At 73.2% G+C, this 12744-nt stretch carries 12 protein-coding genes; 9 read left to right on the top strand and 3 right to left on the bottom strand.

The annotated features are described in order from the left end of the window. The first annotated feature begins 48 nt into the window (after positions 1-48). Genes FCN18_RS29050 through FCN18_RS29065 form a run of 4 tightly spaced genes read left to right on the top strand, consistent with a single transcriptional unit; the run spans position 49 to position 3227 of the window. Positions 49-492, top strand: coding sequence for a YbaB/EbfC family nucleoid-associated protein (locus FCN18_RS29050; protein WP_112275895.1), 444 nt, complete (start codon positions 49-51; stop codon positions 490-492). Beyond that, a complete protein-coding gene (locus FCN18_RS29055) occupies positions 489-821 on the top strand; it encodes a WXG100 family type VII secretion target (RefSeq protein ID WP_112275896.1) in 333 nt (110 codons plus the stop codon). Before FCN18_RS29050 ends, FCN18_RS29055 begins: the two co-directional genes overlap by 4 nt. A 10-nt stretch (positions 822-831) precedes the next feature. Next, on the top strand, positions 832-2958 hold the full coding sequence (locus FCN18_RS29060) for a TNT domain-containing protein (protein WP_137096604.1): 2127 nt from the start codon (positions 832-834) through the stop codon (positions 2956-2958). After that, positions 2955-3227 carry a hypothetical protein gene (locus FCN18_RS29065; protein ID WP_110335090.1) on the top strand — a complete coding sequence of 91 codons (273 nt, stop codon included), beginning with the start codon at positions 2955-2957 and terminating at the stop codon, positions 3225-3227. Before FCN18_RS29060 ends, FCN18_RS29065 begins: the two co-directional genes overlap by 4 nt. Before the next feature lie 78 nt (positions 3228-3305). Here the strand turns inward: FCN18_RS29065 and hisN are convergent, their stop codons facing one another. Then, entirely contained in the window at positions 3306-4091 is a 786-nt protein-coding gene (gene hisN / locus FCN18_RS29070; protein WP_112275899.1) for a histidinol-phosphatase, read from the bottom strand. Between the two features lie 48 nt (positions 4092-4139). On the opposite strand from hisN, the gene FCN18_RS29075 reads away from it, so the two are divergent. Both FCN18_RS29075 and FCN18_RS29080 read left to right on the top strand, forming a co-directional pair. After that, complete coding sequence (locus FCN18_RS29075; protein WP_137096627.1) at positions 4140-4823, top strand: response regulator transcription factor; 684 nt, start codon at positions 4140-4142, stop codon at positions 4821-4823. A 3-nt stretch (positions 4824-4826) separates the two neighbouring features. After that, on the top strand, positions 4827-6110 hold the full coding sequence (locus FCN18_RS29080) for an ATP-binding protein (RefSeq protein WP_112275901.1): 1284 nt from the start codon (positions 4827-4829) through the stop codon (positions 6108-6110). Positions 6111-6113: 3 nt separating this feature from the next. Here the strand turns inward: FCN18_RS29080 and FCN18_RS29085 are convergent, their stop codons facing one another. Continuing rightward, entirely contained in the window at positions 6114-6641 is a 528-nt protein-coding gene (locus FCN18_RS29085) for a GtrA family protein (RefSeq protein ID WP_112275903.1), read from the bottom strand. Positions 6642-6673: 32 nt separating this feature from the next. Then, positions 6674-8980: a sigma-70 family RNA polymerase sigma factor gene (locus FCN18_RS29090; RefSeq protein WP_137096605.1), complete on the bottom strand. Its 2307-nt coding sequence runs from the start codon at positions 8978-8980 to the stop codon at positions 6674-6676. A 204-nt stretch (positions 8981-9184) separates the two neighbouring features. Here FCN18_RS29090 and FCN18_RS29095 point away from each other — a divergent pair, with 204 nt between their 5' ends. The 3 genes from FCN18_RS29095 (at position 9185) to FCN18_RS29105 (ending at position 12732) form a co-directional block, all read left to right on the top strand. Beyond that, positions 9185-10051, top strand: a complete 867-nt coding sequence (locus FCN18_RS29095) for a PleD family two-component system response regulator (protein WP_112275905.1) — start codon at positions 9185-9187, stop codon at positions 10049-10051. Between the two features lie 129 nt (positions 10052-10180). Further along, on the top strand, positions 10181-11509 hold the full coding sequence (locus tag FCN18_RS29100) for a glycosyltransferase 87 family protein (RefSeq protein ID WP_407675800.1): 1329 nt from the start codon (positions 10181-10183) through the stop codon (positions 11507-11509). 41 nt (positions 11510-11550) lie between these two features. Next, the gene (locus FCN18_RS29105) at positions 11551-12732 is read left to right on the top strand and encodes a 5-(carboxyamino)imidazole ribonucleotide synthase (protein ID WP_112275906.1); all 1182 of its coding nucleotides are present in this window, start codon (positions 11551-11553) and stop codon (positions 12730-12732) included. Positions 12733-12744 lie beyond the last annotated feature (12 nt).

The following is a 12744-nucleotide window of genomic DNA, read 5'->3' on the forward strand; positions in this document are numbered from 1 at the left end:
GTTGCCGACCGCTGTGACAGCAGACCAACGGACGTCGGGGAGAGTGCCGTGACCGACCATCGTGCGCAGGTGGACCAGCTCCTCGCCGATTACCGCCGCAGTCGCGAGCAGCTGGCCTCCGTGCACCGCGAGCTCGCGTCGATCAGTGAGTCGGCCACCAGCGACGACGGCCTCATCACGGCCACGGTCGGCGCGCGCGGGGTGCTCACCGGCCTCGTGATCGCCGACGAGGCGTACGAGAAGTACCGGCCGGCCGAGCTGGCGGCGCAGATCGTGAAGCTGACCGGGGGCGCGACCGTCAAGGCACTGACCGGTGCGGGCGAGGTGCTCGCCCCGGCGCTGCCGTCCGGCACCGACCCGCAGGCGCTCCTGCTCGGGACCGCCGACCTCGGTGCGCAGGAGATCGCCGCGGCGGACGTGCCCGACGACGAGGACGAGAGCTTCGACGACCGGAGCTGGCTCGACGAGGCCGACTGGCCGAGGGCGCGATGAACGGCGGGGGGCCGGGTTTCGAGGTCGACGCCGATCGGCTCGGCGCACACGCCGCCGAGTTCGAGGGGCTTGCCGAGCGGGCCACCCGCATCGCCGCCGACCTGAGGGCCGGCTTGGAGGCAGGCCCCACTCCTTGGGGGACCGACGCGGTGGGGCAGAGCTTCGCCGGCGCACACGAGGGCCCGTCGAGCGAGGTGCTGCGCACACTCGGCGAGCTCGCGGGCGGGCTGGGCGACATGGGGACGAGGCTCTCGTCGGCGGCGGGCGCGTACCGCTCGGCCGACACGGATGCGGCAGGAGACCTGAGCGACGCCGGTTCGGCCGGGTAGGGGCGTGCGGATGGGAATCGAGCTGCCCGCCGAGCTGGCCGCCATCGCGGAGCGAACAGGCGTGAGCTGGCCGGAGGCCGACGAGGACGCCATGCGTGAGCAGGCGGGGGCGTGGCGGCAGGCCGCGCGCGAGCTGACCACGCTCGCCGCCGACGCGGACACCGTCGCAGGCAAGGCGCTCGGCGCGATGAGCGGGCCCGCCGCCGAGGCCGCCGGCGAGCGGTGGTCGGGTTTCGTCGAGCCGGACCACGGGCGGCTGACCGTCGCCGCGCGGGGCGCGGACGAGGCGGCGCACCGGCTCGAGTCCGCCGCCGAGCAGGTCGGCGCCGCGAAGGTCGAGATCGTGCGCCAGCTCGTTGACGCCGCGAGGAACCACGACGCCGCCGTCGCCGCGGCCGACTCGGGGCATCCCACGGCGCTGGCCGGGCTGGACACAGCGCTGCGTGGCACCGCGACCAACGTCGGCGCGATCTCGGGCGGGCTCGTGGACGCGGTCGGATCCGGCGCGAACGGCACCGTGCACGCCGCCGGGGAGGTCGTGAACCCCAATCCCGGCACGCACACGCCCGACGGGCAGGCCGGGCTGCTCAGCGCCGCGACCGGACTTCCGGCCACCGTGGTGGACGGTGTGCTGTCGCCGGTGGAGGAACCGTCCGGGCCGCCCGTGGAAAGCGGTCTGCCCGGCGACATCGTGCCGCTCCCCGAGGAGCCGTTGCCCGGTGACCGGAGGCCGGAGGTCGGCCTGCCTGGTGACCGGGGGCCGGAGGTCGGCTTGCCCGGTGACCGGGGGCCCGAGGTCGGCTTGCCCGGTGACCGGGGGCCGGAGCTACCGGAAGTGCGGCCTGAGCCTGCGTCGCCGCCGGTGTCCGTTCCCGACGACGTGGGCACCGGCCCCATCGCGTTGCCCGGCGCCGACGCGCCGACCCCGCCGAGGGGCGCCTACGGAGGCTTCCTGTCCCAGGGCGGCTTCGACGACGTGCCCACTCCACCCAGCGGCATCGCCGCGCCCGCGCCGGGGGCGCAGGGCATCCCGACGCCACCGGCGCAGACGCACCTGGCCGGGTTCTCCGGCGGTCCCGCCGCACCTGTTCCCCCGCCGCAGGCGCCGGTCATGCCGCCCGGCCAGCAGTTCGCTGGTCAGCCGTACCCAGCGCAACCGTTTGCCGGGCAGCACTTCGGTCCCTCGCCGTACGCTGCCGCCGCGCCCGCTCCACCTGCCGCGCCGATGCAGCCGCCGCCGGGGCAGGCGGCGGGCGTCGCACCGATGCCGCCGCGCCTCGCACCCGGCGCCCCGGCCCCGCCCGCTCGCTGGGCGCCGATGCCCGACCCACCACAGGCGCCGCCGGTACCACAGGCACCGCAAGCACAGCCGCACCCGCCGCAGGGCCGCCCGCCGGAGCCGGTCCGCCCGCAGCCGCCCGCGGCACCGGTTCCGCTCGGGGCGCCAAGGCAGGAGCGGGAGAGCATCGTCGCGCTGTTCCGCGTGCACATGTTCCCCATCGGGCACCTCCCGGTCGCCGCTGACCGGCCCGCGCGGCAGCTGCCCGTGCCCGACCCCGACTCCGACTCCGCGGTGTGGCTTCGGTTCCCTCCGCACGACCACCCCCGTTCGGACCTCGTCGACCCGGGGCACGCGCTGGCGTGGCTGCGCAACGGCTGGCGTCAGCCCGCGCCGCCGCCCGCTGAAGTGCTGCCGTGCCCGCCGGAGGCGCTGACCGAGGGCTACGACCCGCTCGGCGACCTGCCCGAGCGCGAGTGGGACAGCCGCTACCTCGTTCCCGGTGAGCGGGCCGAGTACGTCTGGCCGCCGGGTGAGCGCTACCCGGAGGGTGGGTGCGAGGACGGAGAGCCGGTGCTGCTCGGCGAGGGCACGTTGCTCGACCGCTTCGGCACCGCGCACGGACGGGTCTTCGCCGCCGACGGCACGCCGTTCGCGGAGCGCTCGCTGCCGCCCGCCCACCGCGAGGCGGGTTACCGGCGTTACCGCGTGGTGCGCGAGGTGCCCATGTGGAAGGCGATCTCCGCGGGCTGGTTCGCGCAGGCGGGCGGGGGTGAGCGGTACCGCTCGGTCTACTCGGCCGCCGAGTTGGTGACGCTGGGCTACCTTGCCGACATCACGTTCGAGGAGAGGGCATGAACACCGAGTCGATCATGCGCTGGCTGGAGGCCGTGGGCGTGCCGCCCGAGGTCGTGTCGGTCGGCAGCGAGGCCGACAACGCGTGGTGCCTGCTCCGCACCGAGGACGCGGGCGAGGACGGAGACGTCGCGTTCGAGGTGTTCTGGCGTGAGCAGGGCAACCGCTACGACTGGGCCCGCTTCACCAACGAGCAGGTCGCCTGCCACTACCTCTTCGGACGGCTCGCCTGGGCACAGGTCGCGAGGGGCGCGGTCGGCGTCCTGCCCTGACCCGCTCCCGCCAGCTGCAGTGAAGGCCACCCTGCCTGCGTTCAACGCAGTGAAGGTGGCCTTCACTGCGGTCGGGTTTCAGGGCTTGCGCAGCAGGTCGAGTGCGGCGTCGTGGACGAGGCCGTTGGTCGAAAGGGCCGTGCCGGCGTCGAAGCGTTCCGCCCCGGTCAGATCGGTGAAGCGGCCCCCGGCCTCGGTCACCAGCACCTGAGCGGCCGCCACGTCCCACGGGTTGACGATCGGCTCCGCCGCCACCTCCAGCGAGCCCTCCGCGACCAGGCAGTGGTGCCAGAAGTCGCCGAACGCCCTGCTCTCCCAGCACGCGTCCAGGAAAGCGAGGTAGGCAGCGCGCGAGTGGTACTCGGTCCACGCGCCGAGGTCGGTGGTGGAGACGTAGGCGTCGGACAGCTCGGACACCCGCGAGACCGAGAGCCGGTGCTCGCCCGCGTCGTCGCGCAGCCACGCACCGCCGCCCGCGCTCGCCCACCAGCGCCTGCCGAGCAGCGGCGCGCTGACCATGCCCACCACCGGCCTGCCGTCCTCGACCAGCGCGATCAGGGTGGCCCACACGGGGTTGCCGCGGAGGAAGTTCTTCGTGCCGTCGATCGGGTCCAGCACCCACACCCGGCCAGCCGCGCTCGCCGAGCCGCCGCGCTCCTCGCCCGCGACCGTGTCGGCGGGCCGCTCGGCCGTGATCAGCTCCCTGATCGCGTCCTCGACGGCGGTGTCGGCGTCGGTCACCGGCGTGCGGTCTGGCTTGCTCGACACCCGCAGATCCTGCGCCCGGAACCGGGCCGAGGTGATCTTGTCGGCGGCGTCGGCCAGCCTGCCTGCGAGGGTCAGATCGGGGGAGTAGCTGGACACGGCAACGATGGTTTCATGGGCGTCGGCCGTAAGGTTGGCCAGGTGAGCATGGTCCTACTTGCCGAAGACGATCCGGCGATCGCGGAGCCGCTGTCGAGGGCGCTGGAGCGGGAAGGTTACGACGTCGTGGTGGTCGGGGACGGACCGTCAGCGCTCGACCTGATCTCCCGGGACCGGGTGGACCTGCTGGTGCTCGATCTCGGCCTGCCGGGCATGGACGGCCTGGAGGTGTGCCGCGGGATGCGCGCGAACGGTAGCGAGCTGCCCGTGCTGATGCTGACCGCGAGGACCGACGAGGTCGACTTCGTGGTCGGCCTCGACGCGGGTGCCGACGACTACGTCGCCAAGCCGTTCCGTCTCGCCGAGCTGCTCGCCCGCATCCGCGCGCTGCTGCGCAGGCGTGCCCCCGAGGTGATCGAGGCCGGCGGTGTGCGCATGGACGTCGGCGCCCGGATGGTGACCGTCGACGGCAAGGAGGTGCAGCTCGCCAACAAGGAGTTCGAGCTGCTCAGGGTGCTGATGAGCAGGGCGGGCCAGGTGGTGAGCCGCGAGGACATCCTCTCCGAGGTGTGGAACGACCTGGAGTCGAAGACCTCGAAGACGCTCGACATGCACATGTCCTGGCTCCGCCGCAAGCTCGCGATCGCGGGCGAGAACGGCGCGGGCCGCAAGCCGGGCGAGGAGCACATCGCCACCGTGCGTGGCGTCGGCTTCCGGTTCAACACCGAGTAAGTCATGCGACGGCGGATCCTACTGGCCATCCTGCTGGCGGTGACCGTCACCGCGGCCGCGCTGGGCAGCCCGCTCGGCGTCACCGGCTGGTTGCTGGTGGACAACTTCGCCAGGGAGGACCTCGCCTCCAGCGCGCAGCGGATCGCCGCGATCCTCGACGACCAGCTCGCCGACAACCGCCCGCTCGATCTCGGCCAGGTGCGGGCGGCCGTGCCGCAGTCGGGGCAGCTCACCGTTCGCCAGCCGGCCGCCCGGGACCTCACCTACGGCGTCGATCCCGGGCCCGAGGTGGTGGTGGAGAGCGTGCCGATCGCGCGGGGCGGCACCGTGGAGCTGGCGATCCCGTCCGGCCCGTTGCGTACCAGGCAGATGCAGGTGGCGCTGGCGGTGATCCTGCTGGTGGTGCTGTCGGTGGGCACCGGAACGGTGGTCGCGACGGTCACCGCGCGCAGGCTCGCCAAACCGCTGCGGCACGTCGCCGACCGCGCCGCGCGGCTCGGCGGCGGGGACTTCCGCCCGGACGGGCGGCGCTACGAGGTCGCCGAGCTGGACATGGTCGCCGACGCGCTCGACGCCTCCGCCACCGCGCTCGCCCAGCTGGTGCAGCGGGAGCGGCAGCTCGTCGGTGACGTCTCCCACCAGCTGCGGAGCAGGCTGACAGCGTTGCAACTGCGGCTGGAGAGCCTCACCAGCCACCCCGACTCGGACGTCGCCGAGGAGGCGCAGGCCGCGCAGGAGCAGGCCGACCGGCTCGCCGAGGCGCTCGACGAGCTGCTCGCGGCCGCGCGGGCGGCGAGCGAGGTCGGGGCCGAGCCGGTGGAGTTGACCACCGTGCTGCCCGAGGTCAGCGAGGAGTGGCGGCAGCTGCTCAAGGCCGAGAGCCGGACGTTGCGGCTGCGGGTGGCCGACGGGCTCATGGCGCGGGCCACGCCCGCGCGGCTGCGCGAGGTCATCGGAGTGCTGCTGGACAACGCGTTGCGGCACGGCTCGGGCAACGTGACGCTCACGGCCCGGCGCGGCGAGGCCGACGGCACCGTGGTGATCGAGGTGACCGACTCCGGCGACGGCGTGCCCGACGAGCTGGCCCCGTACATCTTCGAACGCGGTTTCTCCGGCGCGGGCTCGTTCGGCGTCGGGCTCGCGCTGGCGAGGGCGCTCGCCGAGGCCGACGGCGGCAGACTGGAGCTGTCCGGCAAGCGGCCCGCGACGTTCAGTCTGTTCCTGCGGGTGCCGAGCCCCACCGACGTGGCGGGCGTCAGCTGGCCAGCCGAACGCGTGCCGCGATGATGGTCAGGAGCGCGGCACCGCGAACTCGCTCTCGCGGTGCCCGCGGCCGAGTTCGTCGGGGAACACCCACTTCCGCAGGCCCCAGAAGCGGAACACCATGGCCAGCAGCATGCCGACCACGGACCCCGCGATGAAGTCGGCCGTCTCCTGCACGAACAGGGAAACGTGTGGCCGTTCCAGGTCGAAGACGTAGCGCGACACCAGCAGCGGGATCAGGTTCACGACCACCGCGACGCCGCTGATCAGGAAGAACAACGCCGCCTCGTGATGGCGTTCCCGGCCGCCGCGCGTCCGGAACGACCACTCGCGATTGAGGACGTAGGACACGATCGTCGCGATGATGATCGCGATGGCCTTCGCGGTGGTCGGCTTCGTGCTCAGCACCGTCAGCTTCAGCAGGTACCAGACGCCGTTGTCGACGAGGAACGTCGTGCCGCCCACGATCGCGAACTTCAGCAGCTCCCGGTGCCTGATCAGCACCGACCGCAGAGGCTCGGGCACTCGGGCGAGCACGGATTCGACGACGGCCACTCCCGCAGTCTACGCAGCGTCGCCTTGGCCGATCAGTCGAACCAGCCGGACCAGCCGAACAGCGGTGGCTGCGAGGACTTCGATGGCCGAGGGTGTTCGGGCGCCGGTTTCCCTGGTGCCTGGGGCTTCTCTGGCTTCTGGGGTTTCGGGCGTTCCGGCCGCGGCGGCTCCGGTGCCGTCGGCCGTCCCGGCGACGTGGGCAGGCCGGGCCAATGCGATCGCGTGGGCGGTGTGGTGGTGGTCGTGCTGGTCGTCGTGCTCGGCGCGGCCGGCATGGACGGCGCTGACGGCGCTGACGGCGCTGACGGTGCTGACGGCGCTGACGGCGCCGGTTCCGGCGTGGTGGTCGGTGCCGGGCGGTTCTTACCCGGTTTGTCCGGCCAGTGGCACCAGTGGCCGAGGCACTTGACCTCCACGGTCTCCGACGTGTGCGCGCTGCCGACCGTCGCGGACACGGTGACGTTCTTCTTCTCGAACGCGTCGAAGAAGTGCGAGCGCACCACGACCCAGAAGCGGATGGTCTCGCCCGGTTCGAGCGGATGCGTGGTCCGGCACGTCACGGAGTCGCCGCGGCGGTCGCAGGCGGCGGGGCGGTTGAGCGGCGAGGCGTGTGCGGCCTCGTCGACGGTCATCGTCGCCTCGCGCGCGACCGGGCCGTCGTTGCGGACCTGCACCGACAGTGCCCGGCCCCACGGGTGGAAGGCCGGGTGGACCCGCAGGTACACCGCGTCTTCCTGGACGGGCGCCACCCGCACCGGGACCCGGATCGAGACCTCGACGGGGCTGCCCGAGTTGACGGTGCCGGTGATCTGCCCCGACACCGCGTCGGCGGCCGCCCGCACCCGGAACACCAGCACCGCCGACTCGCCGGGTTCGAGGCCCTCCTGCGTCCGGCAGGTGACGGTGCCCGTACCGCCGGGGCACGTGACGCGCTCGGTCTGCTGCGCCTGGCGGGCCACCGGTCCGCCAGGCGGTGCCCCGCCGCCTCCCGTCGCGGGGCCGATGGCGGAGACGCCCTCTGGCAGGTTGAGCGTGACCGACACGGGTTCGGAGACCGTGCCGCCGTCGTTGCGGACGGTGATCGGCAGGTCGACGGCCGAGCCACCGGGGTCGAGCGCGATGCCGTCTGGCGGGGAGTCAGCGGTGACCTGCGGCGGCGCCGGAGCGGGCGGCGGCGGTGGGGCCGGTTCCTGCGGGACCGGCTGCTGCGCGGGCGGCGGAACGACCGGTGGTGGCGCGGGCTCGGCGGGCTCCGGCGCCGGTGGAGCGGGCGGAGCGGGCGGAGCGGGTGGAGCGGCAGGCGGGTTGGCCGGCGCCTGCACCGCAGGTGGGGGCGGAGGTGCGGCGGCGGCCGGGATCTCCCGCTGACCGCCCGCGGTGAGCGCCACGGCGATCGCGGCCGCCATCGCGACCCCGGAGGCGGCGACGCCGACGAACTGGCGGGGACCGGAGGCGGCGGCGCTCGCGGCACCACCGGCCGACCCGGCCGCAGCGCCCGCACCGATCGCGGTCGCGGCGCTCGCCTTGCCCGCGCCGGCCAGCGCGAGGTAGCCGAGCACCCCGCCGCCGAGCACGAGCGGAGCGACGATCGCGCGCAGCGCGCCGTTGACGTCGGCGAGCTCGGCGGCCAGCGCGCGGCAGTCGGCGCACTCGTCGAGGTGCTGCTCCACCTGGGCCCGCTCGCGCTTGGACAGCCCCGAGCGCGTCCACGCGCCGAGCTTGTCGGCCGTGGCCCGGCAGCGGTCGGCGGACACCTCTGCGAGGTGCACCTGCAGGTATGCCTGGCGCAGCCCCTCGCGGGCACGGTAGGCGAGCGCTGAGACGCCGTTGGGGGTGAGCCCGAGCAGCGGCGCCACCTCGGCGGGCGACTGCTGCTCGATCTCGGTGTGCCACAGCACGGCCTGCCAGCGCTCGGGCAGCCGCGCGAACGCCTTGGCCGCGAGCGTGCGCTCGAGCCCGGCCATGGCCGTGTCGGAGAACGGCACCGTCAGCGCTTCGGCGCCCGCGCCGCCGACCGTGGTCATGTCGTCGGAGAGGTCGACGCGCTTGTCCTTGCGCGTCTTGTCGTAGGCAGTGTGCCGCAGCGCCGTCAGCAGGTAGGCGCGGAACGCGCTGTCGGGGCCCTTGCCCGCGCGCAGCGCGTCGAGCACCTTGGAGAACGCCTCCGAGACCAGGTCGTCGGCCTCCGTGGACGACCGCGCGAGCTGCCGGGCGAGGTTGTAGGCCGCCGAGACGTGCCGCTCGTACAAGGGCCCATAGGACTCGAGCCTGCCCTCTCTCACCGCCGCGATGAGCTCGGCATCGCTGGGACCACTGGGGTCGGCGGGGGCGGTGGTCACGGCTCTCCTTTCCCGGGCGGACACCTGTTTAGATGCCGCGCAGCGCCAAGTGTGACGGATCGGGTTTGTCGCGTCACGCCATGGGTGAAGCCATGCCCCGGGAGTCGCAACCGGTTCACCCGTTGTTTCGTCTGATTCTCGTCACGGGGACCGGGTACGCGCGTCCCGTGATCAGGCAAGGTTCTCAGTTGGAAGGGGGTGTGTGTGGACGCGCCTGCGACGGGTTCGCTGTCCGATCCGGACGGCGAGCGCCCCGAAGCCGCGTGGCGGACCGCGCCGGACCGTTTCCTGCGCACACTGCGTGCCCGCTGGCGGACGGCGAGCCTCGCCTCGGGGTGGCGGTTTCCGAGTGACTGGGGGATTCCCGAGGTCGACGCCGTGTGCGCCGCGATCGTGAAGCACGGCGGTGCCGACGGTGCGCTGCCCGCGCTCGCGGGGCTCGGCAGGGCGAGGGCGACTTCCGGGGCGGGGCTGGAGGAGACGCTCACGGACCTCGCGGCCCTGCACGCCGTGCTCGCCGACCCGGCGGCCACGGACGGGTTCGTCGCCCCCGACGTCGACGCGACCCCTGCCCGATTACTCCGCGTGACCGCTGTCGCCTGGGCGGATGTCGCCCTGGACCAGCTGACGCGCGCCGAGGTGAGCGATCCGCTCACCGGGTTGCCCACGAGCGCGTACCTGCGCACCCGGCTCGCCGAGCTGTACCGCCAGGCCGAGCGCGACGACGAGCGCGTGGCCGACGACCACGCGCTCGTGGTGGTGACCATGGACTTCTCGAAGGCCGCTGGCTGGACCCGGCTGACCGGAATGATCCTGGCGGCCGACGCGCTGCGGGTCGCCTTCGACGGCGGGGAGAGCCTCGCGGTGCTCGGTCCGTCGACCGTCGCCGCCGTGGCGACGCGCGACGCCGGTGTGGCGGCCCGTGCCGTGCGCCTGCGCAGGGAGCTGACGGAGCGGCTTGAGGTCGATGCGCAGCTGCACGAGGTGGGTACCCCGAGGATCAATGTGGTCCGGCTGCCCGGCGACCACAGGGCAGCGTGCGAGCTGCTCGACACGCTGAGCCGGAACTGACCGGGCCTTGTGCGCGGTTCGATTCCGATTCGTGATTTCCTTGATAGGTGAGGCAGCCAGGGAACGGCGCGGCGGCACTCCAGGAAACAAGACTTTGACCAGCGGGGATGGAAAACCGTGAAGCAGGTCCTGCCCACCACCACCGATCCCGGAGTCCGCTCCGAGCGGGGATCCCGACGGCTCGCGCTGCGCACCTCCCTGCTCCGGTTGTTCGTCCGTCCCCGTTCGATGGCGCTGCTGGTGGCGCTGCCCGTGCTCGCCGTGGTCGCCGGCATCGTCGGCTGGCTGCTCGACTGGCGGCTCGGCGTCGACAGCGCGGTGTACCGCGCCGGCGCGGTGACGCTGCTGAACGGCGATCCGCTTTACGAGGGCAACACCCTCGGGCCCGAACCGTGGTGGGCTCTGCTCCCGTTCACCTACCCGCCGACGGCCGCGCTGCTGTTCGTCCCGCTGGCCGTGCTGCCCGTGCAGGTGGCGTGGGGCGTGGTGGCCGCGGTGTCGTTCCTCGCGATGGCGCTGGTGATCCGCGTGGCGATCGGGGCACTGCCCCGGCCCTCCGGTGAGCTGCCGCGCTGGGCCTCGCCCGCCCGCACCACGCTGATCTTCGCGATCGTGTTCTTCGCGCTCGAACCGGTGTGGCGCACGATCTTCCTTGGCCAGATCAACCTGATTCTCATGGCGCTGGTCGTGCTCGACGTGCTGGTGATCAGCGCACGTGGCAGCCGCTGGGGCGGGGTGCTCGTCGGCGTCGCCGCGGCCGTCAAGCTCACGCCGTTGATCTTCATCCCGCACCTGCTGTTCACGGGCCGCAAGATGGACGCCCTGCGCGCCCTGTTGACGTTCTTCGGCCTGCAGGCGCTGATGTTCGCACTGATCCCGAACGACGCGTGGCGGTTCTGGACCCACACCGTGTCCGACCAGGGCCGCATCGGTCCCATGCACTGGGCCGGCAACCAGTCGCTGAACGGTCTGGTCAACCGGCTCTCGGACCTCGCGCCGTGGTCGTCGACGGTGGCGCTGGCCATCGGCGCGGCGCTCGCGCCGGCCGCGATCTGGCTGATGCTGCGCTTCCACCGGCGAGGCCGGCCGCTCGAGGCGCTGCTGGTGACCGCGTTCTACGCGCTGCTCGTCTCGCCGGTGTCCTGGTCGCATCACTGGGTGTGGGCGGTGCCGCTGATCGTGCTGCTGGTGTCGCGGCTGCCGCAGACCACCCCGGCGACGGCGGGCAAGCGCTGGCTCGCGGCCGGTGCGGTGATCGTGGTGTTCGTGAGCTGCGTGCTGCTGGTGCTGCCCAACGGGCGGAACCTCGAGCTGCACTGGGCGTTCTGGCAGTACGTGCTCGGCAGCGCCTACATCCTCATGCCGATCGTGCTGACCGCGGTGCTGGCCGGTCGCTGGCTGTGGCAGCGGCGGCGGGCGGCTGAGGAACGTGCCCCGGATCTCACCGCGGCCCATTGACCGGCGAAGCGCTTCTGACCTGCCCGTAAGCTGAACCCGCTATGGATACTCGCACCGGACTTCCCGTGGTCGGCATGGTTGGCGGCGGCCAGCTCGCCAGGATGACGCACCAGGCGGCCATCTCGCTCGGCCAGTCGCTGCGCGTGCTCGCGGCGGGAGAGAACGAATCGGCCGGGCTCGTCGCAGGCGAGGTCGTGTACGGCCACCACACCGACCTGGAGGCGCTGCGGTCGTTCGCGCGCGGGGTCGACGTGCTGACGTTCGACCACGAGCACGTGCCGGGCGAGCACCTGCTGACGCTGGCTATGGAGGGCGTCGTGGTCCGCCCCGGGCCCGGCGCGCTGGCGTTCGCGCAGAACAAGCTGCTGATGCGCGAGCGCATGGCGGCACACGACTTCCCCGGCCCGGCGTTCGCCGAGGTGTCCGATGTGGACGACGTCCTCAAGTTCGGCGAGGCCCACTCCTGGCCGGTGGTCCTCAAGGCCGCGACCGGCGGGTACGACGGCAGGGGCGTGTGGATGGTCGACTCGCCCGCGGACGCGCGCGGCCTCGTGCCCGAGCTGCTGGACGCGGGCACGTCGCTGCTCGTCGAGGAGAAGGTCGCCATGCGCAGGGAGCTCTCGGCGCTGGTGGCCCGCTCGCCGTTCGGACAGGGCGCGGCCTGGCCCGTGGTGGAGACCGTGCAGTCGAACGGCATCAACACCGAGGTGCTGGCGCCCGCGCCCGGGCTGACCGCACGGCGGACGCAGGAGGCGCAGGACCTCGCGCTGCGGATCGCGACGGAGCTCGACGTCGTGGGCGTGCTGGCGGTGGAGCTGTTCGAGACCGACGGCGGACTGCTGGTCAACGAGCTCGCGATGCGCCCGCACAACTCCGGGCACTGGACGATGGACGGCAGCCGGACGTCGCAGTTCGAGCAACACCTGCGCGCCGTGCTGGACTACCCGCTCGGCGTGACGGAGCTGCTCTCGCCGACCGTGATGGCCAATGTCCTCGGGGCGCCGGAGACCCCGGCGATGCGCCCCGACGAGCGGCTGCACCACCTGTTCGCGCGGTTCCCGGACGCGCGCGTGCACCTGTACGGCAAGGGTGAACGGCCGGGCCGCAAGCTCGGCCACGTGAACATGCTCGGCCCGCTGACCGACGAGCTGCGGCAGCGCGCCCGGCTCGCCTCCCACTGGCTGTCCCACGCCGAATGGCTCGACGGCTACCAGATCCACTGAGAGGTACGAAGA

Origin of the sequence: Prauserella endophytica (assembly GCF_005146945.1) — a bacterium.
Classification (GTDB): Bacteria; Actinomycetota; Actinomycetes; order Mycobacteriales; family Pseudonocardiaceae; genus Prauserella_A; species Prauserella_A endophytica.

Coding starts and splice junctions, on each gene's coding strand:
- FCN18_RS29055 (WP_112275896.1), top strand. CDS start 489: ATGAACGGCGGGGGGCCGGGTTTCGAGGTCGACGCCGATCGGCTCGGC.
- FCN18_RS29060 (WP_137096604.1), top strand. CDS start 832: ATGGGAATCGAGCTGCCCGCCGAGCTGGCCGCCATCGCGGAGCGAACA.
- FCN18_RS29065 (WP_110335090.1), top strand. CDS start 2,955: ATGAACACCGAGTCGATCATGCGCTGGCTGGAGGCCGTGGGCGTGCCG.
- FCN18_RS29075 (WP_137096627.1), top strand. CDS start 4,140: ATGGTCCTACTTGCCGAAGACGATCCGGCGATCGCGGAGCCGCTGTCG.
- FCN18_RS29080 (WP_112275901.1), top strand. CDS start 4,827: ATGCGACGGCGGATCCTACTGGCCATCCTGCTGGCGGTGACCGTCACC.
- FCN18_RS29105 (WP_112275906.1), top strand. CDS start 11,551: ATGGATACTCGCACCGGACTTCCCGTGGTCGGCATGGTTGGCGGCGGC.